This window comes from Humibacter sp. RRB41 (assembly GCF_022761015.1).
In the GTDB taxonomy this organism is placed as follows: domain Bacteria; phylum Actinomycetota; class Actinomycetes; order Actinomycetales; family Microbacteriaceae; genus Humibacter.
In genome coordinates, this window is record NZ_JAKWJQ010000002.1 from 451,613 (window position 1) to 472,330 (window position 20,718).

General features: G+C 66.0%; 27 protein-coding genes and 1 tRNA gene. 12 read left to right on the top strand and 16 right to left on the bottom strand.

The genetic code is table 11. The annotated features are described in order from the left end of the window. Positions 1 to 151 precede the first annotated feature (151 nt). The 4 genes from MJ603_RS07940 to MJ603_RS07955 are packed head-to-tail and all read left to right on the top strand — an operon-like array spanning position 152 to position 3,709. Positions 152 to 706, top strand: coding sequence for a helix-turn-helix domain-containing protein (locus MJ603_RS07940; protein ID WP_243063146.1), 555 nt, complete (start codon positions 152 to 154; stop codon positions 704 to 706). After that, complete coding sequence (locus MJ603_RS07945; RefSeq protein WP_243063147.1) at positions 703 to 2,001, top strand: MFS transporter; 1,299 nt, start codon at positions 703 to 705, stop codon at positions 1,999 to 2,001. The genes MJ603_RS07940 and MJ603_RS07945 overlap by 4 nt, the downstream gene beginning before the upstream one ends. Further along, entirely contained in the window at positions 1,998 to 2,414 is a 417-nt protein-coding gene (locus tag MJ603_RS07950) for a YciI family protein (RefSeq protein ID WP_243063148.1), read from the top strand. The genes MJ603_RS07945 and MJ603_RS07950 overlap by 4 nt, the downstream gene beginning before the upstream one ends. Next, entirely contained in the window at positions 2,411 to 3,709 is a 1,299-nt protein-coding gene (locus MJ603_RS07955) for an RNA polymerase sigma factor (RefSeq protein ID WP_374230862.1), read from the top strand. The genes MJ603_RS07950 and MJ603_RS07955 overlap by 4 nt, the downstream gene beginning before the upstream one ends. A 6-nt stretch (positions 3,710 to 3,715) precedes the next feature. Here the strand turns inward: MJ603_RS07955 and MJ603_RS07960 are convergent, their stop codons facing one another. From MJ603_RS07960 to MJ603_RS07975, 4 genes are all read right to left on the bottom strand, one after another. Further along, complete coding sequence (locus tag MJ603_RS07960; protein ID WP_243063149.1) at positions 3,716 to 4,555, bottom strand: DUF1684 domain-containing protein; 840 nt, start codon at positions 4,553 to 4,555, stop codon at positions 3,716 to 3,718. Positions 4,556 to 4,645: 90 nt separating this feature from the next. Continuing rightward, positions 4,646 to 6,373 carry a bifunctional 3'-5' exonuclease/DNA polymerase gene (locus MJ603_RS07965; RefSeq protein WP_243063150.1) on the bottom strand — a complete coding sequence of 576 codons (1,728 nt, stop codon included), beginning with the start codon at positions 6,371 to 6,373 and terminating at the stop codon, positions 4,646 to 4,648. Positions 6,374 to 6,480: 107 nt separating this feature from the next. Continuing rightward, complete coding sequence (locus MJ603_RS07970) at positions 6,481 to 7,335, bottom strand: hypothetical protein (protein ID WP_243063151.1); 855 nt, start codon at positions 7,333 to 7,335, stop codon at positions 6,481 to 6,483. A 231-nt stretch (positions 7,336 to 7,566) separates the two neighbouring features. Further along, positions 7,567 to 8,139 (bottom strand): VanZ family protein, encoded by a 573-nt coding sequence (locus MJ603_RS07975; protein ID WP_243063152.1) that lies wholly within the window; start codon positions 8,137 to 8,139, stop codon positions 7,567 to 7,569. A gap of 146 nt (positions 8,140 to 8,285) precedes the next feature. On the opposite strand from MJ603_RS07975, the gene MJ603_RS07980 reads away from it, so the two are divergent. Both MJ603_RS07980 and MJ603_RS07985 read left to right on the top strand, forming a co-directional pair. Beyond that, positions 8,286 to 8,609: a hypothetical protein gene (locus MJ603_RS07980; protein ID WP_243063153.1), complete on the top strand. Its 324-nt coding sequence runs from the start codon at positions 8,286 to 8,288 to the stop codon at positions 8,607 to 8,609. Then, entirely contained in the window at positions 8,596 to 9,177 is a 582-nt protein-coding gene (locus MJ603_RS07985; RefSeq protein WP_243063154.1) for a carboxymuconolactone decarboxylase family protein, read from the top strand. The genes MJ603_RS07980 and MJ603_RS07985 overlap by 14 nt, the downstream gene beginning before the upstream one ends. 115 nt (positions 9,178 to 9,292) lie before the next feature. On the opposite strand, the gene MJ603_RS07990 is transcribed toward MJ603_RS07985, so the two are convergent. From MJ603_RS07990 to MJ603_RS08000, 3 genes are all read right to left on the bottom strand, one after another. Continuing rightward, positions 9,293 to 9,366: transfer RNA gene (locus MJ603_RS07990), tRNA-Ile, on the bottom strand. 9 nt (positions 9,367 to 9,375) lie between these two features. Continuing rightward, the gene (locus MJ603_RS07995; protein WP_243063155.1) at positions 9,376 to 10,632 is read right to left on the bottom strand and encodes a glycosyltransferase; all 1,257 of its coding nucleotides are present in this window, start codon (positions 10,630 to 10,632) and stop codon (positions 9,376 to 9,378) included. Positions 10,633 to 10,722: 90 nt separating this feature from the next. Beyond that, positions 10,723 to 11,691, bottom strand: a complete 969-nt coding sequence (locus MJ603_RS08000) for a DMT family transporter (RefSeq protein ID WP_243063156.1) — start codon at positions 11,689 to 11,691, stop codon at positions 10,723 to 10,725. Between the two features lie 41 nt (positions 11,692 to 11,732). Here MJ603_RS08000 and def point away from each other — a divergent pair, with 41 nt between their 5' ends. Continuing rightward, entirely contained in the window at positions 11,733 to 12,299 is a 567-nt protein-coding gene (gene def / locus MJ603_RS08005; RefSeq protein ID WP_243063157.1) for a peptide deformylase, read from the top strand. A gap of 33 nt (positions 12,300 to 12,332) precedes the next feature. Here def and MJ603_RS08010 read toward each other — a convergent pair whose 3' ends face one another. The 4 genes from MJ603_RS08010 to MJ603_RS08025 all read right to left on the bottom strand — a co-directional run bounded on the left by MJ603_RS08010 (position 12,333) and on the right by MJ603_RS08025 (position 15,632). Beyond that, positions 12,333 to 12,662 (bottom strand): SHOCT domain-containing protein, encoded by a 330-nt coding sequence (locus MJ603_RS08010; protein WP_243063158.1) that lies wholly within the window; start codon positions 12,660 to 12,662, stop codon positions 12,333 to 12,335. A 135-nt stretch (positions 12,663 to 12,797) separates the two neighbouring features. Further along, complete coding sequence (locus MJ603_RS08015; protein ID WP_243063159.1) at positions 12,798 to 13,460, bottom strand: response regulator transcription factor; 663 nt, start codon at positions 13,458 to 13,460, stop codon at positions 12,798 to 12,800. Next, positions 13,457 to 14,695 (bottom strand): sensor histidine kinase, encoded by a 1,239-nt coding sequence (locus MJ603_RS08020; RefSeq protein WP_243063160.1) that lies wholly within the window; start codon positions 14,693 to 14,695, stop codon positions 13,457 to 13,459. The genes MJ603_RS08015 and MJ603_RS08020 overlap by 4 nt, the downstream gene beginning before the upstream one ends. A gap of 55 nt (positions 14,696 to 14,750) precedes the next feature. Then, positions 14,751 to 15,632: a sulfurtransferase gene (locus MJ603_RS08025; protein ID WP_243063161.1), complete on the bottom strand. Its 882-nt coding sequence runs from the start codon at positions 15,630 to 15,632 to the stop codon at positions 14,751 to 14,753. 194 nt (positions 15,633 to 15,826) lie between these two features. On the opposite strand from MJ603_RS08025, the gene MJ603_RS08030 reads away from it, so the two are divergent. The 3 genes from MJ603_RS08030 to MJ603_RS08040 all read left to right on the top strand — a co-directional run bounded on the left by MJ603_RS08030 (position 15,827) and on the right by MJ603_RS08040 (position 17,410). Beyond that, positions 15,827 to 16,039: a hypothetical protein gene (locus tag MJ603_RS08030; protein WP_243063162.1), complete on the top strand. Its 213-nt coding sequence runs from the start codon at positions 15,827 to 15,829 to the stop codon at positions 16,037 to 16,039. A gap of 380 nt (positions 16,040 to 16,419) precedes the next feature. Beyond that, a complete protein-coding gene (locus MJ603_RS08035; protein ID WP_243063163.1) occupies positions 16,420 to 17,256 on the top strand; it encodes a tyrosine-type recombinase/integrase in 837 nt (278 codons plus the stop codon). Between the two features lie 10 nt (positions 17,257 to 17,266). Further along, the gene (locus MJ603_RS08040) at positions 17,267 to 17,410 is read left to right on the top strand and encodes a hypothetical protein (protein WP_243063164.1); all 144 of its coding nucleotides are present in this window, start codon (positions 17,267 to 17,269) and stop codon (positions 17,408 to 17,410) included. 186 nt (positions 17,411 to 17,596) lie between these two features. On the opposite strand, the gene MJ603_RS08045 is transcribed toward MJ603_RS08040, so the two are convergent. The 4 genes from MJ603_RS08045 to MJ603_RS08060 form a co-directional block, all read right to left on the bottom strand. Continuing rightward, entirely contained in the window at positions 17,597 to 17,797 is a 201-nt protein-coding gene (locus MJ603_RS08045) for a hypothetical protein (RefSeq protein ID WP_243063165.1), read from the bottom strand. 179 nt (positions 17,798 to 17,976) lie between these two features. After that, the gene (locus tag MJ603_RS08050; protein WP_243063166.1) at positions 17,977 to 18,429 is read right to left on the bottom strand and encodes a hypothetical protein; all 453 of its coding nucleotides are present in this window, start codon (positions 18,427 to 18,429) and stop codon (positions 17,977 to 17,979) included. Next, a complete protein-coding gene (locus MJ603_RS08055; protein ID WP_243063167.1) occupies positions 18,426 to 18,725 on the bottom strand; it encodes a hypothetical protein in 300 nt (99 codons plus the stop codon). The genes MJ603_RS08050 and MJ603_RS08055 overlap by 4 nt, the downstream gene beginning before the upstream one ends. Positions 18,726 to 18,828: 103 nt before the next feature. Then, positions 18,829 to 19,080, bottom strand: coding sequence for a hypothetical protein (locus MJ603_RS08060; RefSeq protein ID WP_243063168.1), 252 nt, complete (start codon positions 19,078 to 19,080; stop codon positions 18,829 to 18,831). A 73-nt stretch (positions 19,081 to 19,153) separates the two neighbouring features. Between MJ603_RS08060 and MJ603_RS08065 the strand changes: the two genes are divergently transcribed. Further along, positions 19,154 to 19,456: a hypothetical protein gene (locus MJ603_RS08065; protein ID WP_243063169.1), complete on the top strand. Its 303-nt coding sequence runs from the start codon at positions 19,154 to 19,156 to the stop codon at positions 19,454 to 19,456. Here the strand turns inward: MJ603_RS08065 and MJ603_RS08070 are convergent. Further along, on the bottom strand, positions 19,434 to 20,144 hold the full coding sequence (locus MJ603_RS08070) for an SOS response-associated peptidase (RefSeq protein WP_243063170.1): 711 nt from the start codon (positions 20,142 to 20,144) through the stop codon (positions 19,434 to 19,436). The genes MJ603_RS08065 and MJ603_RS08070 overlap by 23 nt on opposite strands. Positions 20,145 to 20,537: 393 nt before the next feature. On the opposite strand from MJ603_RS08070, the gene MJ603_RS08075 reads away from it, so the two are divergent. After that, positions 20,538 to 20,687, top strand: a complete 150-nt coding sequence (locus tag MJ603_RS08075; protein ID WP_243063171.1) for a hypothetical protein — start codon at positions 20,538 to 20,540, stop codon at positions 20,685 to 20,687. Positions 20,688 to 20,718 lie beyond the last annotated feature (31 nt).

Here is a 20,718-nt window from a genome sequence, read left to right on the forward strand (position 1 = left end):
GACACAGGCATTATCCCCCGATGAGCGGCGGAATCACAACAATGTCATTCGGAAGGTCGGCGATTCGTCGGGTTCGCAAAGTCTGAAAGGCTCTTGCAGACCTTTCCCGATGGTCATATTCTGAAACGATCTTTCAGAGTTTGGAGCCGTGATGGATGCCCGCCGCCCGACCCTCAGCGATCCCGCCACCGTGCGGGCGCTCGCCCACCCCGTGCGACTCGACCTGCTCGGCTACCTGATGTCCGACGGGCCGGCCACGGCATCCCAATGCGCGAGGGCGATCGGCGACACGCCATCGAACAGCAGCTATCACCTACGAGTGCTGTCGGGCCTCGGGCTGGTGGAAGAGGATGCCTCCGCCGATGGCCGGGAACGGCCGTGGCGCGCGACGATCACCGGTTTCACGACAGACCCTGGAACATCGGAGGCGTCCGAACTCCTCGCCGCGTCGGTGCAGCTGGACTACCAGGCAGCGCGAGAGTATCTGCGCCGCCGCGACGAACTGCCGTCCGACTGGCGGGACGCCGACGTGCACGCTCATTACGGGCTTCGCGTCAGCGCCGAGGAGATGCGCACGATCGTCGAGGCGATCGACGCCATCGTCCGGCCCTACATCGCCGCGGTGCGGACAGACGGGCCCGCCGACGCGGCCAGCGTGAGCTTCTCGATGCTGGCGCTGCCTCGCCCGAACGGGAGCGCGTCGTGACCACGGCGCTCCGCTCCCCCGTGTTCGCAAGGGTGCTGGGAGCCGGCCTGGTATCGGACACCGGCGACTGGATGCTCTTCGTCGCGCTTCCGCTCGTGGTCTACCGCTTCACGGGCTCGGCGATCGGCACCTCCCTCGCGTTCGTGCTCGAACTGCTTCCGGCGGTGCTGCTCGCGCCCGTCGCCGCACGGCTGATCGCGCGCTTCGACCGCCGTAGGCTGCTGATCGGGATCAGTCTCGTGCAAGCAGTTGCCGTCGCTCCGCTGTTCTTCGTGCGATCGGCGGCAGAGCTACCCGTTCTGTACGTCGTGATCGTGTTGCAGGCATCCTGCGCAGCGGTGTTCGAACCGGCGAAGGATTCCTGGCTACCCGAGCTCGTCGCGCCTGACAGGCTGGTCAGCGCCAACGCGCTCGTGGGGTTGGCGCAGAACATCGGGCGCCTCGTCGGCGGTCCGCTCGGCGGTGCGCTCCTCGCGTTCGGCAGGCTCGATCTCGTGGTCGCCGTCGACATCGTGAGCTTCCTCGGTGCTGCGGCGTTGCTATGGTCCGCACCGCGCACAGGCATCGTCCCGTTGCCGACGCGGGCGGCAACGGACGACCCCGTCGCCACGGGCGTACTGGCAGCGTTGCGGGATCGCAAACTGCGCGCACTGTTCGTCTCCGTTGCGCTCGCCGGCGCCGCTCAGGGGCTCTTCCTCGTGCTCTTCGTGCTGTTCGTGACCGACAGCCTGAACGGCTCGGATGCCGCGGTCGGACTGCTGAGGGGCATCCAGGCGATCGGATCCATCGCAGCGGGCGCCGCCCTCGGATTCCTCGCCATCACGGCGAGACCGAAGCGGCTGCTGATCATCGGCGCTCTCGCGTTCGGCATCGTGTCGCTCCTGGTCTGGAACCTTCCGTTCCTGACCACAGCGCTGTGGCCGTACGTCATCCTCTTCATCGTTGTCGGCGCCCCAGGCGTGTTGCTCACCACCGGCTACATCAGCATCATTCAGACCACGGCGAGTGATCGAGGCGCGAGCTTCGCTGCATTCGGTCTGGTCAACGCCGTCGGCCAGGGCATCGGGTTGCTCGCAGCGGGACTGCTCCAGCCGGTCACAGGACTGCTGCCGCTTCTGGAGACTCAGGGATGTCTCTACCTGCTTTCCGGCCTCGTCATGCTCGGACCCGGCTCGTTCTCGCGGCGTTATCGTGGCGGAAGACCGGCGACGCTGTCGGATTCCGTGGTCGCCGTTCGACGTGACGACGAGGGCATTCGCCCCCAGGCTCGGCACGACGTGGGAGAGACGACATGAAGTACATGCTGCTGCTGAAGGCATCCACCGGCGAGGAAAGCGGCGACGGCGCGAGCACGGTGGAACGGGCCGCGATGGATGCGTTCGACGAGCGATTGATCAGGGCAGGAGTGCTGCTGGCCGGTGAGGCCCTCGAAGCGAGTGCGACCGGTGCACGAGTCGAGTACTCGAACATGTCGCCCTCGGTCGACGACGGGCCGTTAGCGCGCGCCGACGGCTCGATCTCGGGGTTCTGGATCCTTCAGGTCGCTTCACGAGACGAAGCCATCGAGTGGGCCAGAAGGGTACCGTTGAAGACCGGTCGTATCGAGGTGCGGCGCGTGCTGGAACCAGACGATGTCGACTCGTCCACGAGCCCGGCACAGCGCGAGGTCGGCTCGCGCGAGGCATCCGCTGAGAGGCGCACGGCATGACATCCATTCGCGGTGACGAACCTCTCGACGGTGTCGACACCACCACGATGTCTGCCGTGCGGCACGAGATCGAGACCGTGTGGCGACTCGAGGCCGCGAAGGTGATCGCGACGCTCGCGAGGATGGTCGGCGACCTCGGCCGCGCCGAGGATCTCGCTCAGGATGCACTCGTCGAGGCGCTCCGCTCCTGGCCGCGCACGGGCGTTCCGCGCAACCCCGCCGCATGGCTGACCTCGGTCGGCAAACGGCGTGCGATCGACGCTTGGCGTCGGGAGGAGCGCGCCGCGGAGAAGTACGCGCTGATCGCGACAGCGGATGTCGGCGACGACGAGGAGCCGGAGCCCGACGAGACCCGCATCGACGACGATCTGCTGCGACTGGTTTTCGTGTGCTGCCATCCCGTGCTCGCCGCGCAGTCCAGGGTGGCGCTGGCACTGCGCTTGCTGTGCGGGTTGTCCGTCGAGGAGATCGCTCGCGCCTATCTGGTGCCCGCCCCGACCATCGGCCAACGCATCACCAGAGCGAAGCGCACGCTCAGCGCCGCGAAGGTGCCATTCGAGGTGCCGGATCGAAGCGAGTTCGACCAGCGCCTCGGCTCGGTGCTCGAGGTGGTCTATCTCGTGTTCAACGAGGGCTATTCGGCGACAGCGGGCAGCGAGTGGATGCGTCCGACCCTCGCCGACGAGGCGATGCGACTCGGCCGTGTGCTCGCCGAGCTCGTGCCGGAGCACGCAGAGGCTCACGCCCTCGTCGCACTCATGGAACTGCACGCCTCGCGATTCGCCGCGCGGCGGGCGGCCGACGGTTCGGCCGTTCCGCTGGCCGCGCAGGATCGTGCCCGCTGGGATCGCCTGCTCATCGCTCACGGCCTGGCGGCCCTGAAGCGAGCTGACGATCTCGGCGGGGTTCGCGGGCCGTATGCGCTGCAGGCTGCGATCGTCGCATGCCACGCCAGAGCAGCCAGCGCCGACGACACCGACTGGGAGCAGATAGCCGGGCTCTACGACGCCCTCGCGACACGGCATCCCTCGCCGGTGGTCGAGCTCAACCGCGCGGTCGCGATTGGCATGGCGTACGGTCCGGAGGCGGGGTTGGAGGCGCTCGAGCCGCTCCAGTCCGTGAAGGCACTCAAGGGCTACGCCTTGCTTCCCGCCGTGCGCGGAGATCTGCTGGAGCGGCTCGGCAGGCTCTCGGAGGCACGGGCCGCGTTCCTGGCGGCCGCCGGCCTCAGCGAGAACGAACGGGAGCGCGACGAACTGCTGCGTCGGGCATCCGCCGCCGACCCGCTCGGATGACCATGCTCACACCTCGTGGAGCAGCGAGCCGTCCTTCTTGAGGGCGTTCTTCTCGCCTGCCTCGATGGGTACCGCGAACCTGTTCTGCTTCGGCGGCATCGGGCAGTTGAATGCGTAGCTGAAGGCGCACGGCGGAATCACGGCGTTGTTGAAGTCGAGCGTGATGGTGCCGTCGGCATTGGGCGCGACGAACAGGAATCGACCGACCGAGTACGTCTGCTCACCGCTCGTCGAGTCGGAGAAGACGAGTTGCAAGGCCCTGCCCGACTTGAACGCGGCCAGGTTGTAGTCGACGCCGTCCTTGCTGAACGTGATCTCGCCGGGAATCGGCGTCTCGCGTTCCGCGCCGCCGTCCTTCAGGTGCTCGATGCCGACCGACAAACCCTCGACCGGCGTGAAGGATGCCTGGATCACCCAGTCGGGGTTGTAGCCGTAGGCGTCGATCGATCCGAACTCCTGGATGCCCTCCGACTGCGCGTCCCACACGCGCAAACCGTACTCGCCGGCATCGTTCGCGATGATCGCGCCGACCACGGTGTCGCTGAACCTGATGGTGCTCGGCGTCTCAGCGTCTTTGCCTCGCGCGATCGCCTCGCCATCAACCAGCATGCCGTCGACGACGACACCGTCGGAGGCGGTCGCCGTGACCTTCAGGCCCGACTCCCCAGCAGGCAGCGGCGACCAGAGACCGGCTGCTGCCCAGACCGGCTGCGGGGCGGCATCCGTGATCCACTGCGTGTTGACCAAGGCCAAGCTGCCCGTCGGCTGTGCGACGGACAGGTCACGGCGTTTGTGGAACGTCGCAAGGAGCTCGGCTGGATCGGTGGCGGCTGCGGTATCGGTCATGGTTTCCATCCTCGCATCGGGGCGACGCGCTGTCGGTGAGATGCAACCGCGCGTCAATGCGGATTATTGCGCCCCGATATCGGCACGGGATCACTTCGCACGGTCGTAGCTGTCCACCACCGCGACGGTGAGCGGGAACTCAATGGGAAACGCGCCGAACAGCAGCCGTCCGGCAGCGGCGGCAGACTCGCGAACCGCTTGAGCCGCGTCATCAGCGAGCTCGGCCGGAGCGTGTACGACGACCTCGTCGTGCAAGAAGTAGACCAGGTGCGGGCTGCGGTCGAACGGCGGTCTCGCGAGACCGGGCGAGTTCGCCGTCATCGTCGCGAGCCGGTTGCGGAGTTCAGCCATCCAGCACAGGGCCCATTCCGCTGCGGTGCCTTGTACAACGAAGTTGCGGGTGAACCGGCCCCAGTCGCGCGCCCTGGACCGCGCCCGGCGCTCGTCCTCCTGTGTCGCCGCCGGGTCGGATGCCGCGGCCTGGCCCGCGAACCACTCGCTGGACGGCTCGGGCGAGCTGCGGCCGAGCAGAGTGCTCACGACGCCGCCGCGCTCCCCCGTCGCCGCGGCGTCCGCGACCAGCGCTGTCGCGCGCGGAAAGGCCCTGGTGAGGCGAGGAAGCACCTTGGCGCCATCACCGGTCGTGCCGCCGTACATCGCCGCGAGCATGCCGACCTTGGCGTGCGCGCGAGTGTCCACGACTCCGGATGCGACCAGGCCGTCGTAGAGATCGCGTCTCCGGCCGGCCGCGGCCATCCGCTCGTCGTGGGCCATGCCTGCGAGAATGCGCGGCTCCAGTTGCGCCGCGTCGGCCACTACCAGTTTCCAGCCGGGATCGGCGACCACTGCGGCGCGAATCTGCTTCGGCAGCTGCAACGCGCCGCCGCCGTTGGTCGCCCAACGGCCGGTCACGACACCCCCTGGAACGTACTCGGGACGGAACCGGCCGTCGTGCACCCAGGAGGCCAGCCAGGACCATCCATTCGCCGTGTACAGACGCGAGAGCTTCTTGTACTCGAGCAGAGCGGGAATGGCAGGATGCTTCACCTCACGCAGCTGCCACGCCCTCGTGCTCGTCGCATTGATGCCAGCGCGTTGCAGCCCCTTCACCAACTCGCCTGGCGAGTCGGGGTTCAGGCCGGGCGCAGCGAGCTTCTCCCGGATCTCGACGAGGAGAGACTCCATGCGGGCGGGACGGCCGCCGAACCGGTCTGGGGCGCCGAGCGCTTCGACCAGCAACTCGCCGTGTACATCGGCGCGCCACGGCAACCCGGCGTGCCGCATCTCCTCAGCTACCAGGGAGCCGGCAGACTCGGCGGCCAGAAGCAGACGCATGCGCGATGCCGCGCCGGCATCGACGATCTCCGACACTGCCGCCTGTTGCTGTCGAAGCTCAGCGCCCTCGTCGACGGCCGGCGCAGACGGTTCAGGGTCGTCCATGCGGAACAGCGCTCCGTCGTCGTCGACGGCCACGTGACCAGCCCCATGCGACCACGCGGGTGGGGAACCGTGAAGTGGCGTCCCCACGGTCACGGCGGCGTTCCGCAGGATCGTGCCGCAGAGTGTCAGGTCGATGCAGCGTTCGACGCGCATACCGGCGTCCAGCAGGCGCGGATACCACACACGGCTGCTCCGCCATGCCCAGCGCGGATGGGCGGACTCGGCTTCGGCGACGGTACGCGGCCATGCAGCGCCTGGGATGTCGGATGGCTCGGCGACGGTCTCCGGAGAATCGATCACTGTCACGTTCACGCCGTCGGCGGAGCCGCGCACGAGCCGCACACCTTGCTCGCGCTCAACAGCGACGCTCTCGCCCACCGCTCTCCTCGTTCGAACCTCCGTTCGATTCTAGAGTGCGGGGACGACGAGCTGGCGAATGCTCGACCCTGGGACAAAGGGCACGGCTCGCTCGGCGAACCCGTTGATCAGCTCCCGACACGGGTCAGTGCCGTGAAGCTCATGCTGCTGTAGCCGTTCACACACGTCTGAAAGAGCAGGTCGTATCCCCGCGGAAGATCAGCCGTCGTCGCAGTGTGGCCGTTGAGATACGCCGCGACGCCGACGACGCGGTAGACGCCGGCATCGACCCCCGTGATGCGGACGATCGTTCCCGGAGCGGTCGGAAAGGAACTTCCTCCGCAATCGTCGTGCTCGGCGATCGTGCGAACGCCATAGTGCGCAGTGAGATCGACGGCGCCCTGACAGGCGTCGATCTGTGCCTGCCAGCCACTGGTCCACACATATTCGGTATAGGAGACTGCGGACTCCAGTGCCGCGACCCGGATCTGCTCCGCTGTCCACGCCTGCACTGCGGCGGCGACGGCATCTTCGGGGGTCTTCAGCGCTGAATCCGCGAGGAAGAGATCCTGATAGTCGTACTGCGGCGAGATCGTCGCCTTCGGCGTTGCGACGCCGCCGATTCTGAGCAGAACGGCATTCGATACCGGGGAGGACGCAGGGTCAGCCTGCGGAAACGCGGCGATCACGGCGGAGACCTTCGACTGCCATTGGATGATCGCCTTGCCCAACTGCACCTGTGCGGTCGCGTCGACGGTGTGGCCTCGACTCGAATCGATCGTGGCCTGTGCCGTCTCGATCTGCCTCATCGCGAATGCCACAGCTGCCTTGGCGCCCGCGCCGGTTTCGTGTCGGTGCACAACCGCGACGGGGTCCGCCTGGTCGAAGTCCGCTCCGGCCCCTGCGTAGACGGATGCCTCACCGACGCCGAGAAGCAGTGCAGCGATCAGCACGGCGAACGCGGACAGACGAATGGCGCGCATGCATACCCCCCGAAGCTTGAGGAACACTCACTCCCTCAGGGTTCAGCATGGTGGATATCGCCGCTGATGGGGTGCATTTCTTCTCGAATACGCGGCGATTCGTCGTCTCGTCAGGATCAGTGGTTCGCGATGGCTGCCCAGACATCGTCCATCGCACGTACCGGGTGAGCGGGTCGGTCGCAGGTGCGCGTGTCACGCTGAGCCCGACAAGCCGTCGTAGGTTGCTGGAACTCACATGCGCAGTCTGATGCCGAACAGCAAGCAGGACAGAACTGGAAGCGCGACGATCGACAGCACCGCGACGACCGTGCGCACCCGGTAGCGCTTTCGCAAGAGCAACCTCAGCAGGAGGATCAGCTGAATGCCGATAAGTCCTCCGAGGCAGTTCAGGATGACGTCGCTGACGTCCGACGCCCCCAGGCCGAATACGCCCTGGAGGACTTCCACCGCGATGCTCGCTGAGGCGACGATGATCATCGTCCTCGCCGCCGTCCAGTTCGTCAGGACAGACACGTACGCGCCGAGCGGAACGAAAAGGATGACGTTGCCGGCGATGTTGCCGAACGCGAGGTTCCTCACGCCGACTGAACCGCTGAACAGGAAGTCCGCGACACTTCCGAACGGGATCAGGTTGAACGATCGCTCCGAACCGGGCGGACGAGAGAAGAGCAGAAGCTTCAGCGCGAACCCGACGTAGACGGCGAATACCACACAGATGAGGACGGTCTCGACCCTTGTCCGCGTCGACATGAGTCGCCAGCTCGACCGACCTTCGACCACCGCGGGCAGTGACTGTTCAGGCATTCCCGCACGGTACAAGCAAAGCCTGTCCGCGTGCCGATCACGCGAGTCGAACCGCAGTTGACGGAGAGCAGGTTATCGATCGCCTTCTGACGGCCGACGTCGTGGTCCTGTCGACGGTCGCTGAAGCCCGGCGTAGAGTCCCTTGCATGTCCGCCGTCGGACCGGAATCACATCCCGAGCACGCAGCCGCGCTGGCGGCTCGGGTAGCCGATTCCGGCGAGACGGACCTTGCTCTGCGGCGGGCGGTACTGGCCGGCAGCGAGGTCCCGGACCCATACCGAGAGCTGGTCGACCAGATTGCCGAGAACTCGGCCCGGGTCACCGACGAACAGGTTGCCGCCGTCGTGCAGGCGACCGGGTCGCAGATGGGCGCGTTCGAGGTGATCCTGACCGCTGCGATCGGCGCCGGCCTCAACCGCTGGGACGCCGCTGAGACCGCGATCGGGAAGGCTACCGATGCGCCTTCCTGAGATCGATCGCGGCGACACGTTGAAACACCGCGTCCTGATCGCGATGATTTCACGCGTCTCCGGACTACGCCTGCCGGACGCCGCCAGGGTGGCGTTCTACCATCAAGACTTTGCCGGCCCCGTACTCGGGGCGTGGACACAGCAGACGATGCGCGGTCCCAGCGGTTGGAGCATCTCCGAACGCGAGCTGATGGCTGCCGCCGTCGCAGCGTGGAACTCGTGCCCGTTCTGTGTCGGCGCGCACGGCGCGATCGCCGTACGCGGCATCGACCGCCGCACCGTCAACGCCGTACTGAACGATTATCAGACTGCTCCGGTCACTGATCGGTTGAAAGCCGCGCTCACCTTCAACGACAAGCTGACCCGCACCCCGAACACTCTCAGCGCGGCGGACGCACACACTGCGCTCGACGCCGGCCTCACCGTCGCCGACCTTCGCGACGCGGCGGCGGTCGCCAGCATCTTCAACATCATCACTCGGTATGCGAACGCCCTCGGGTTCCAGATCCCGAGTGACGACGACTTCGACAAGTCGGCCGACATGCTGATCAAACGGGGTTACGCCTGAGCAACGGACGAACGTCGGTACACGTGCTAGACGATTCAGGATTGCGTGTGCTGTCGCGGGCATGGCGTCGGCATGGCCGACGAAAGCTGCCGTTCCCAAAAGTCTTCTAGAGAAGTAGGGCGGACGGGACTTGAACCCGTGACCGGCGGATTATGAGTCCGATGCTCTAACCAGCTGAGCTACCGCCCCTCGGCCGGGCTAGTCGGCCGCGGCAGGCGCGGCATCCGTCACGATCATCTCCGGCACCGCTTCACCACGATACAGGCACTCGAACGTGGACAGCGTGCGCTGGATGTCGTGAGCCGCGATGAGTCGCAACGAAGCCTTCTTCATCGCAGTCAACTCGTCCTGCGGCATGCGGAACACGGCCTCGAGCTTGTCGGCGAGCTCTTGCGTGTCGCCGGGCGTGAAGAGGAATCCGTTCTCGCCGTCGTGCACGAGGTGCGGCAGCGCCATCGCATTGGCGGCGACGACCGGCAGAGCGGATGCCATCGCCTCCATCGTCACGATCGACTGCAGCTCGGCGATCGACGGCATCCCGAGCACTGTCGCACGCGTGTACGCCTCGCGAAGCTCATCGTCGGAGACGTAGCCCGTGAAGGTCACGCGATCGGCTATGCCCAACTGATCGGCGAGGCGTTCGAGATGCTTGCGCTGGTCGCCGTCGCCGACGATCTCGAGCTTGGCGTCGAGATCCAGCGGAAGAAGGCTCACGGCCCGAAGGAGAACGTCGATCTGTTTCTCGCCGGTCACCCGCCCGACGAACACGACTCGGTTCTCCGTGCGCGGTTCGAACCTCGGTGTGTATTTGTGGGCATCCACCCCGCACGAGACGGCGTAGACGCCCCGGAGGCCGGTGTGCTGCTCGAGAAACTGCGCAGCCTTGTGTGTGGGAGTGGTGACCGCCTCGGCCCTGCGGAACGTGCGCTCCGCACCCTTCCAGGCGATGCGCACGGACATGTCCTGCAGCCACTTCGGAATCAGGGAGAACTCGACCATGTTCTCCGGCATCAGGTGATTGGTGCCGATCAGCCGGATGCCACGCTTCTTCGCTTCGATCGACAAGCCGCGGCCGACGATGACCGGGGACTGGAAATGCACGACATCAGGCTCGACGTCGTCGAGCACACGCGCACTGTTCCGCCTGATCGTCCACGGCATGGCGAACCGGAGCCAGGGGTGCGGGGGCCAGCGCCAGCTGTACAGCCGATGCATGATCATCCGCTGGCCTTCGTGCTCTTCGACCCACGTGCCGTGCCTACGACCGGCCGACGGCCCCATCACGTGCACCTCGTGCCCGCGCTCAACGAGGCCCGCAGCCAGACGCTCCGCGAACCTGGCGGCCCCGTTCACGTCAGGGGCAAAGGTGTCGACACCGATCAGAACCTTCAGAGGCTTGCGCTGCGTCGCCGGCGAGGGCGTGGGGGTCGCAGCCGCATCGCGCGAGTCCGACAAGGAGCCATCCTTTTCTTCATGCCGCATGGGGGGCGTCGGCACGATCATCTCGCCGGAGAATCGTCCCCGGCCGGAATACAAGGCACTAGTCTATGCAGCGCTCTGACCACCTGCGGGTTTCGTGTCGGCCTCGTCGTCGTATGACTTGACACCGGGGTGCGCGCGCGCAAGTAGGAACACCCCGATGATCGCGACGACCCCGGTCAGCACGAACGCGATCATCTGCCAGACTGCGGCTCCCGCCGCCTCGTTCAGGATGACGATGCCGATCGTCACGGCGACGAGCGGGTCGATCACCGTCAAGCCTGCGATCACCAGATCGGGCGGTCCCGAGGCGTAGGCGTTCTGCACGAAGTACGCGCCGAGAACGACGGCCGCGATCAGCGCGATCGCACAGAAGAGCGTCAGCAGGTCGAACTCGCTCTGCTCGATACGGGAGATGACGGACTTGGCGAGGGTCGCCACGAAGCCGTAGAGCACACCGGCACCGAGCACGTAGCCCAGCGCGACGAGGCGTTTGCGCAGGAACCAGAAGGCCGAGCCGAAGACCACGACGACGCATCCGAGCACGATGAGAATCTCGATCAGATCACCGTCGGTCACCGGGGTCTCACGGGCCGCGAACGCGGCGATCAGCACGAACATGCCGACGCCACCCACGCAGAGGCAGATGGCGAGGATGGATCTCTTGTTCAGAGGGTTGCCGCTGATGCGCACGTTGATGATCGACGTGATCACGAGCGACACCGCGCCGAGGGGCTGCACGACGATGAGCGGCGAGAACGCCAGACTCGTCAGCTGCAGCGCGATCGCCAGCCCGAGCATGAGGGTGCCGAACACCCAGGAAGGTCTGGCGAGCAGGAGCGCCAGCTGTCGCACCTGCAGTCCGCCGCGGCCGTCGCCGTCTGTGCGACGCTCGACCTTCGTGACACCCCGGTGCTGGAACTGGGCACCGAGGGACAGGAAGACAGCGCCGACGAGCGCGATCGGAATGCCGATGAACTGGCGCGGCTGAAGTGCCGTCAGATCGGTGGTCGAAGCCGCCAGTTCCGAGATCACTCAACGACACTAACGGCATTCGCCGCCGATACCCTTGACGAATGGCCGTTCTCCCCATTCGCATCTGCGGCGACCCAGTGCTGCACTCCCCCGCCTCCGAGGTCACTGGGTTCGACGCAGACCTCGCCGAACTCGTCAGCGACATGTACGACACCATGGCAGCCGCTCCCGGTGTCGGCCTCGCGGGCCCCCAGGTCGGCGTTGCGAAACGGCTCTTCGTGTACGACTGGACCGACGATTCCGACATTCGCCACCGCGGCGCCGCGATCAACCCGACACTCTGGATCTCTCCCCCGCCGGCCGGCGACGCCGATCCGGAGACGGAGGCCGAGGGATGCCTGTCGTTCCCTGGCGAGCGATTCCCGCTGCGACGCGCTGCGTCTGCTGTTCTGCAGGCGTTCGACGTCGACGGCGAACCGTTCGAGGTTCGCGCAGAGGGCTGGCTGGCACGCATCTTCCAGCACGAGTACGACCATCTCGACGGTCTGCTCTACGTCGACCGCCTCACCGATGGATACGCGCGAACGGCCGCCAAGGTGGAGCGCAAACAGGGATGGGGTGTGCCGGGACAGAGCTGGCTGCCCGGCGTCGACCACCCCGAGGGGTGACGAGCCGGGCAGCCGGTGGTCTGTGCCGACGAATCAGCGGGGCCCAGGACCCGGACGGTTCGCCCGCAGCACCTCGAGGCGCTTGCGGTACTCGACCTCGTCGATGTCGCCCTGAGCGTATCGCTCGGCGAGGGTCGACTCGGCGTTGCTGCTCGCCGCCCACGAACCGTACGGTCCGTGTCCGCGCCAGTATGCGCGGCGACGACGCGTCGCGACGAAGATGATCAGCCCGATCACCAGAATCCAGAAGATCGGGATGATGAAGAAGAACGGGAAGAACCCGCCTGCCCATGGCCCGACCCAGTGCGTTGCGGCCACGGCGCCCGAGGCGCCGATCGATGTTGCGGCCAGTGCGCTCATCATGAGTTGGAGAACCTTTCTGTGGAGGGCTCGTTCGAGCCGATTCCAGACTCGCCGCACGGTGACCGGCGCGCGTCGGCCGGGCGGAGGCATCCGCATACTCCGATCGGAGCAGCCTGCGTCGTCAACCGTGCAGGTCTAGAAGCCGCCGGGCGTCACGAGCCCGGACTCGTACGCCAGCACCACGAGATGCACCCGGTCGCGCGCGCCGAGCTTCGAGAGGATGCGCGAGACGTGCGTCTTCGCCGTGAGCGGGCTCATGAACAGACGCGCACCGATCTCCGTATTGCTCAGGCCTTCAGCCACCAGTGCGAGCACTTCGCGCTCGCGATCGGTGAGCGGCTCGAGAACGGATGCCGTCACCTCCGGCCGCGGAGTCGACGCCAGCCGTGCGAGCAGTCGCTTTGTCACTCCGGGCGAGAGCAGCGCTTCACCCGCGGCGGCCACCCGCACCGAGCGGATCAGCTCGACCGGCTCGGTGTCCTTCACCAGGAATCCGCTCGCTCCCGCCCTGATCGCCTCAGCGACGTACTCGTCCAGCTCGAAGGTGGTCACGATCACGACGTGTACGTCGTCGAGCGCCGGGTCACGAGCCAGTTCGTCGGTGGCCCAGAGTCCATCCCCGTCGGGCATGCGGATGTCCATCAGCACCACATCCGGCCGCTCGCGCCGCACCATCGCGACGGCAGCTTTCCCGGTGGCCGCCTCACCCACCACCTCGATGTCGGGCTCGTGGTCGAGCAAGGCGCGAAAGCCCGCACGTACCAATTGCTGATCGTCGGCCAGCACCACTCGGATCATGTTCGCCGCCCTCCGCCCCGCACCGAGCCTCGCACGGGCAGCCGCGCCGTCACGACGAAGCCGCCGTCCGCACGGGGCAGAGCTGTCAGCGTTCCGCCGAGCGCAGCCGCCCGTTCACGCATTCCCAGCACCCCGCGTCCGCCGTCGCTCGCCGCGCCGCGCCCGGGGTGCGAATCTGCGACCTGTTCGCCCGGGCCATTCTCGACGACGAGGGCGACCGCATCCGTCGACACGTCGAGACGCACGGCGGCCTCGCTGCCTGCAGCGTGCCTGCGCACATTGGTCAACGACTCCTGCACGATTCGGTAGGCGGCCGACTGCACGGCGAGCGGGATGTCCGCGTCGTGCGGCATCCCGTCGATTCCGTCCGTCGCGACGACCAATCCTGCCGCGCGCACATCTGCGATGAGCGCGGGAATGGCAGCCAAGGTCGGCCCCGGCGCTCGCGGAGCGTCCGGCGCGTCCGGCTCCCTCAGGATGCCGAGCACCGAACGCACCTCGTCGAGCGCCGTGGTGCTCGTCTCGCGAATCGAGCGCAGGCTCTCCTTCGCCCGTTCGGGTTCCTCGTCGAAGAGGTGCAGGCCCACGCCCGCCTGAACGCTGATCTGGGACAGCGAGTGTGCGAGAACGTCGTGCAGTTCGCGTGCGATGCGCAGGCGCTCCTCCTCCGCCGCCGATCGGCGTCGGCTGGACTCCTCTCGTGCCGCGGCACGGAAGCGCTCTCGTCTGGCACCGGCCCCTGTGGCGACTCCAGCGACGAGGCAGAGGATGATCGTCACGATCAGCACTCGGATGCCGCCCGACCCTGCGCCGCTCACCGCGATCGTCGTCGCGCCGAGGACCCCCATGCCGATCAAGGTCGACCACGCCCATGCACTCGCGCCGCGCAGAACCGCGCCACCCACGGCGAACGCGACCGCGAGCGCCGCCAGCGGGGGCCCCGGCGCGAACGCGATGGCGGGCAGAGCCGCGAGGGCGACGACGATCACCCTGGGTCCCCGCCACGGCAGCAGGAGCAGTGCGGCCGCCCCTATCCCCGCGATCACTGCCGCGACCGTGAGAGCGTCAGCGCTGACGTGATGCAGGTGGGCAGCCCCCGCCAGCGCGAAGGCGAGACCTGGCAGCTGTACGAATGCGCTCGACGCCGCGGCGAACCACCTGGCGCGCAGCGAACGGCGCGCGGACCGCTCGGGCGTCAGCTCGGGGCTGGTGCGCATCCAGGGCGGGTACGGCATCCTCACATGCTAACGAGCGTGCCGGCGCCGCCCATCGGCTCTCGGGTGTTGCCGGCTACTCCGCTGGGAGTACGCGCGGCGCTTCCTCACCGGTCGCCGCCGGGCGATCGGCGTGCTGCGACCACTGGCTCCATGACCCCGGATAGAGCGCCGGCGCGAATCCGGCGAGCATGAGTGCCGCTGCGTTGTGTGCGGCAGTCACCCCCGAACCGCAGTACGTGGCGACGTCGACATCGTTCGTGACGCCCAGTGCGCCGAACCGATCGCGCAGCGCAGGCGCATCGAGGAAACGTCCGTCGTCGCCGACGTTGGAGGCGGTCGGGGAACTGAGCGCTCCCGGAATGTGGCCCGCTCTCGGATCCACCGGCTCGACCTCGCCTCGGTAGCGCTCGGCGGCGCGCGCGTCGAGCAGGACGCCGTGGCGCGGGTACTCCCCCGCCTCGTCGATCGAGATCACAGGGAGATATCCGTACTCGAGGGCCACCGAGCCAGGCGGTACCGCTACGTCGCCTGCCTCGAGCGGATGCCCCGACTCGCGCCACGCACGCAGCCCGCCGTCGAGCATCCGCACTCCGTCCACGCCGGCGTGGCGCAACAGCCACCATGCCCGTGCGGCCGACATGTTCGACAGGTCGTCGTACACCACGACGGTGTCGCCGTCGTCGATGCCCCAGGAGCGGGCATCCGCTTGGAACTGCTCGACGGACGGCAGAGGATGTCTGCCCTCCTGCGGCGCACCGATCTTCGCGAGTTGCCGCTCGAGGTCGACGTATACCGCGCCGGGAATGTGTGCGGCCTCGTAGTCGGGGCGCCCGTTCGGGACGTCGAGTCGCCAGCGGACATCCAAGATTCGAATCGATCGACCGCTGTCGGCTCCGGCGGCCACGGCCGCCGCGAGCTCGTCTGCGGTGATGAGGAGATCGGAGCGATCGGTCATGCTGCAACGCTACCGGCGCTGACACGAAGGAAGCCCTCGCCGTGATGGCGAGGGCTTCTCCTGCTCCCCGTGGTGGACTCGAACCACCAACCTGCCGGTTACATGCCTGCCCCGATACGACTGGTACCGCGCCCCCACGATGCGCCGGTGCGCACGCGTGATGCGGTAGTCACCTCCATCACGGCGGCGATCTGATGGCGACGACCATCGACCTCGGCGACGGACTCTTCATCGCCGGCGACCCGGACGCCGTCCTCGGAGAGCTCAACCACTGGTGTGAGTACTGTCGAGGTGATGGCCTCGACGTCGACGACACCGGCGAGCTGATGCCCTGTTATGCGTGCGCCGGCTTCGGCCAGCTCGAATGCGCTGACCCCGACTGCGAGCAGCATCGTGAACGTCCGTGAGCTGCTCCAGAACCTGCTCGACCATGCGCTCGACGGGCGTGGGGCCGAAGAAACTGTGCTCATCCGTTGCGATGGGCAGTTGAGAACCGTCTCAGGAATCGAGACGCGGGTCGCTGAAACCGGCTCCGATGAGCGCCCGAACCTGTTCATCCTGATCGTTGCTGACGGGCCCTCAGATACACAGGAGACTTCCGCAACAACTACTCGCGCACCGCGCCTCTAGTTGCGGAGATCGACAAGTGGCCTCGGACGCACTTCGTCTAGACAATAGCGTCCACCGATGAGGCACCAGACCCCAGAACTCGGACTGACCGAAAGCTATACGACGGTCGTAATCTCGTGCCACCGGCCAAGCCGCCGGAGATGAACAGGGGAACGAAGTGCTAACCGAATACCGCAACCACCTCTACTTTTCGGGCCGCTCAGAGGGGACGGTGAAGCTCCGGATCACGCACGTCCAAGAGCTCCTGTTCCGGCACCGTGATCTCACCACGATCACTACCCGTGACCTCGAACGTCACCTCAGCGAGATGCGGAAGCGGGGACTGGCGCCGGAGACGATCAAGTCCTTCCGGTCCTCATACCGGCTGTTCTTCGGCTGGGCGCATAAGGCGGGCTTCATGCCGACCGACCCTTCGATCGAACTCGATCCCGTGCACATCCCAGTCAGAGTGCCGCGGATCGCGCCCGATGACGTCGTGCAGGCGGCGCTTATCACGGCGACCCTCGAGCAACGCACCATGGTGATGCTCGCCCGGCTCGCCTGTCTGCGCCTTACCGAGCTCACCACCCTGCACATGCGAGCCCGCGAACACGACGCTCTCCGCATCCGCGGCAAAGGCGACAAGGAACGCATCGTCTACATCAACGACGACCTCATGCAGGTGCTCCTGGACCGGGAACGGGAGGTCGGGTTCGGCTACTACTTCCCCGGCCGCTTCGGCGCCTACATGCACCCGCAGAGCGTGAACAAGATCATCACTCGTCTCATCGGAAGTAACCCTCACTCGCTCCGCCACGCTGGTGCGACTGCCGCCTACCGCGCCACGAAAGATCTCCGTGCCGTGCAGCAGATGCTCGGCCACGCCTCCATGGCTACCACCCAGCGATACCTTCACCTCGACGAAGACGCACTGCGACGGGCAGCAGCGGGCACCGCCTTCATCACCCCGATCCGCTCGCCGCACTTCCCGCGCGACCTCCAGCACGCCGCCTAGACTCGTGAGCATGCAGGACCGGCCAGAGTTCGACTCGACAATGCCCGTCGACGGCGATGAACTCACCGACGAGGAGCGCGCAGCTGTCGCCGAGGGCATGCGGCGACGCGCTCTACTTCAGGTGGCTGAAGACGAGATCCCGGAGATCGGCTGAGCGGTCGTCTAGTGATGGCGGTGCATGCCCACATAGGTGATCAGTGAGCCGATCCCGATGCCGAGCATGATCGCAACGACGGCGACCAAGACGATTCCGAGACCGATACTCACCCGATCAACGCTCGCAGCAGCCACCGGCTACGGCCAGCACCCAGAAGAAGGGGCACCGGAGCCAGCCGGAAACCTAACCTGATGGGTTTTCGAGCGGTATCCCGTTTGAGTCGGTGTCGTGCTCCCGGTCGATTCCGTTCGAATCGTCGTCGCTGTCAGAGTCGCCATCGTCTTGGGAAACGCCGCCAGAGGCTGTGTCCTCGTGACCTGTGTCCGACGAGGAACCATCCGGGATGTCTTCGGCGTTGGGATGCTGCTGTTCAGAGTTGCTCATGCAGGACAAAGTAAACACTGAACCGGCCACCGGCTACCGGTTGACATCTATGCGGCGACGGGCGCACCCTGCATCGATTCACGCTCCTCTTCGTCGGGCACCAGACGACGGCGACTAGGGGCAACCCCTCGACAGCAGAAGGCCCCGTCTACCTAAGTAAACGGGGCTCATGTGTTCATCTACGGATGATTGAGTTCCCTGCGTTGGTACGCGCCAATGACGGCGTCGTAGTCGGCGATCACTGAATCGTGTGCAATCGCTCCAAGTCCGTCTTCGTAGCGCACGTGAACGCTAGACATGTGTAGGCGCACGTATTCGGCAGCGACGGCGGGGTAAAGGATCCTGACCACGTCGTTGACGCCCATCCTGCGGATCCCGCCTCCATTCACGCGACCGTGATGGCTGGTCGCGTAGCGATCATCCGGAATCAGGTACTGATTGACGACGCGGAGCGCAGCAGGATCATCGAAGATCGGGTCTTCTAGGAACGCCGCTTTGACGGTGTGATACGCCGCATAGAAGTAGCACACGGCGAACCATTCGTCGCCGGCCTCGAGGAGATTCTTGCCGGTCTTTTTCGCAGCGATGCCACGCCTGAGACAGACCTCGACAGTGGCCGGCGGCGCGCTCATGCGTAGATGAAGCTCTTTGCCTCCGGGTGGAGAAGGCTCACCTCGTCGATGTCCTGAACGAAGTCGAAACTGAGTGCAGCCTCATCAAAGTACATCTGCTCAATCTCGAACAGTTCGCGAAGAACACGCTTTTGCTCGGCATCAGAGTTGTCCTTGAGCGCAACAGTGATGCGGCCATTGTGGTCGACGCCGTCCATGCTTACCTGGAGACCCGTAACGGTCTCCTTGCCAAGCGTATCGAGGGTGTACTCGCCAATCGAAGTCGTGAGAGCCTGAAGGTCGTTCACGTCGCTCATGCGCGTCACACTACCCGAAATATCTTCATTTTGACTCATCGGTGTCAACTGCCGTAACCGTCAACGCTACTGATCCTCTTGCTGAACCACGTTCGGGTGACGATCAGTCGTAGATGCCGATGAGCTCCCATCCTCCGTCCACGGTGCGCACGTCGAAGACGCTCGAGTCGCCGTGCTCGTCGGTGCCTTGGAATCGCCAGCCGTTCACCTGTGGTGGATGCGTGATGTCGAGGAGCATGTCCTCGAGCCGCGTCGGCGTATCGGTGACGCGGTAGCGACGCCCTGCCCAGACGAGTCGTTCCGGGGCTCCGGTGTCGGGCCAGAGGGTGACGATGTCGCGGGTGTGGGTGATCATGGTGCCGCCTTGCAATTCTCGTAGCCGTGTTCGATGGTTAACGACCATAGGCACGAGGAGAATCGAACGCAACATGGTTCAGACGAATCGCCCGAAGCCGGTCCGGTACGACCTGGACACGTGGCTGGTGATGCGGAACGATCCCGTCGTCCCGAAGGCGGTTATCCAGCGTGTGCATCATCGTGAGGGCGACCGGTATCTGCTCTTCCGGTGGGATCTCGATCCAAAGAAACGCGAGCTGATGAATGTCGTCGACTCGCTCGCGCGCGCGGATGAGCTCGTGAAGTACGACGTGCCGGCTGCCGGAGTTCCAGGGCCGCCGAACGGGCGCCTGGGTAACGGCGAGTGGGCCGTCACTCCGAAAGCGGCTGAATGAGTGTCGGATCGTCCGGGTTCACGGTGCGGGAGTTGTTCACCTTCCGGTCGACTTCGTAACTCGTGATGCTCTTCGCGACCTTCTCCGACTCCGCGGTGAGCAGCTGCACCATGTCCTGCTTCCCGGCGTCGTCGAGCTTCACCGGCTGCAGGAACTCATCCCACACCTCACGTTCGAGGAACACAGGCATCCGGTCGTGCACCTCACCCGACGCGTCGCGCGCCTCGCGCGTGATGATCGCCGTCGACACCTGCCAGTCGTCATCGATCTTCCGCGCCGTGTAGATGCCGGCAGCTGTGAGCAGCTCGCCGTCCTTCGCGTGCAGGAAGTGCGCCTGCTTGTGGCCAGCCTCACCAGTCCACTCGTAGTAGCCACGCATCGGCACCAGAGCGCGCGAGGACGCGAACGCGCCCTTCCACAGACCGTTCGATGTGACGGTCTCGATCCGGGCGTTGAAGTTCGGCCGCTTCGAGTCCCGCATGAACGACGGGTGGAAGTTCCACAGCGCGGCATCGACGGTGCGGCGCACCTCGCCGCTTTCGTGATCAACGCGCTCCCGCACGATCGCCACCGGGTCCGTCGGTGCGTAGGAGTAGCTGGGGCGCCAGTCACGGAAGTCGCCGCCGGCCGCGACGTACTCCTTGATGAGCTCGTCGACCTCTTCGTTCATCGCGAACCGTCCGCACATGGTGTTCACGGTACTCGGCGGCGGCGGCGGCGGCCGCACGTGACGCTACTGTGTGAGGCATGCTCAGCGCCTCAGACAATTGGCCAGTTCTCATAACTATCGGCACGGTCGCCGGGTCACTCCTCGTGCTGATCCTGTGGGTAGTCGTCATCTGGGCGATCATCAGGTCTGCTGTCCTGTCGGCGCTCCGCAAGCATGCGGATGAAGAACGCGCGCTCGAGGCGAAGAGAGAACGGAACCAGACGAAGACGACACGGATCATGGTCCCTCCCTCTGAGTAAGCAACGACGAAACCACGCGCACCAACCTCCGTGAAGTAGTCACGGCGTTCGTTCGCGAGTACGATTCCGGGCTACAGCGCGGAAGCGCCAACGGGTGAGAGATTGGGCGCCGATGACTTATCGAGTGACGTGGAAGCGATTCGACGACGATGAACTCCACGAGAGGGAGTTCGTTGACGTCGACAACGGGTACGACTTTTACGGGATGATGCAGCGGGATGCGAACTCGTACGATGCGACGTGGGAGCGCGTCGGTCCCTGAGCGAAGCCGCCCAGGGCACGACGAAAAACAC

Bases quoted from the DNA above. Each gene is read 5' to 3' on its own strand.
- MJ603_RS08045 (WP_243063165.1), bottom strand. From the start codon at position 17,797: ATGAGCAACTCTGAACAGCAGCATCCCAACGCCGAAGACATCCCGGAT.
- MJ603_RS07940 (WP_243063146.1), top strand. From the start codon at position 152: ATGGATGCCCGCCGCCCGACCCTCAGCGATCCCGCCACCGTGCGGGCG.
- def (WP_243063157.1), top strand. From the start codon at position 11,733: ATGGCCGTTCTCCCCATTCGCATCTGCGGCGACCCAGTGCTGCACTCC.
- MJ603_RS07960 (WP_243063149.1), bottom strand. From the start codon at position 4,555: ATGACCGATACCGCAGCCGCCACCGATCCAGCCGAGCTCCTTGCGACG.
- MJ603_RS08040 (WP_243063164.1), top strand. From the start codon at position 17,267: ATGCAGGACCGGCCAGAGTTCGACTCGACAATGCCCGTCGACGGCGAT.
- MJ603_RS07980 (WP_243063153.1), top strand. From the start codon at position 8,286: ATGTCCGCCGTCGGACCGGAATCACATCCCGAGCACGCAGCCGCGCTG.
- MJ603_RS08070 (WP_243063170.1), bottom strand. From the start codon at position 20,144: ATGTGCGGACGGTTCGCGATGAACGAAGAGGTCGACGAGCTCATCAAG.
- MJ603_RS08020 (WP_243063160.1), bottom strand. From the start codon at position 14,695: ATGCCGTACCCGCCCTGGATGCGCACCAGCCCCGAGCTGACGCCCGAG.
- MJ603_RS07950 (WP_243063148.1), top strand. From the start codon at position 1,998: ATGAAGTACATGCTGCTGCTGAAGGCATCCACCGGCGAGGAAAGCGGC.
- MJ603_RS08010 (WP_243063158.1), bottom strand. From the start codon at position 12,662: ATGATGAGCGCACTGGCCGCAACATCGATCGGCGCCTCGGGCGCCGTG.
- MJ603_RS07955 (WP_374230862.1), top strand. From the start codon at position 2,411: ATGACATCCATTCGCGGTGACGAACCTCTCGACGGTGTCGACACCACC.
- MJ603_RS07975 (WP_243063152.1), bottom strand. From the start codon at position 8,139: ATGCCTGAACAGTCACTGCCCGCGGTGGTCGAAGGTCGGTCGAGCTGG.
- MJ603_RS08055 (WP_243063167.1), bottom strand. From the start codon at position 18,725: ATGAGCGACGTGAACGACCTTCAGGCTCTCACGACTTCGATTGGCGAG.
- MJ603_RS08030 (WP_243063162.1), top strand. From the start codon at position 15,827: ATGGCGACGACCATCGACCTCGGCGACGGACTCTTCATCGCCGGCGAC.
- MJ603_RS08075 (WP_243063171.1), top strand. From the start codon at position 20,538: ATGACTTATCGAGTGACGTGGAAGCGATTCGACGACGATGAACTCCAC.
- MJ603_RS08025 (WP_243063161.1), bottom strand. From the start codon at position 15,632: ATGACCGATCGCTCCGATCTCCTCATCACCGCAGACGAGCTCGCGGCG.
- MJ603_RS07970 (WP_243063151.1), bottom strand. From the start codon at position 7,335: ATGCGCGCCATTCGTCTGTCCGCGTTCGCCGTGCTGATCGCTGCACTG.
- MJ603_RS08050 (WP_243063166.1), bottom strand. From the start codon at position 18,429: ATGAGCGCGCCGCCGGCCACTGTCGAGGTCTGTCTCAGGCGTGGCATC.
- MJ603_RS08060 (WP_243063168.1), bottom strand. From the start codon at position 19,080: ATGATCACCCACACCCGCGACATCGTCACCCTCTGGCCCGACACCGGA.
- MJ603_RS08015 (WP_243063159.1), bottom strand. From the start codon at position 13,460: ATGATCCGAGTGGTGCTGGCCGACGATCAGCAATTGGTACGTGCGGGC.
- MJ603_RS07985 (WP_243063154.1), top strand. From the start codon at position 8,596: ATGCGCCTTCCTGAGATCGATCGCGGCGACACGTTGAAACACCGCGTC.
- MJ603_RS08065 (WP_243063169.1), top strand. From the start codon at position 19,154: ATGGTTCAGACGAATCGCCCGAAGCCGGTCCGGTACGACCTGGACACG.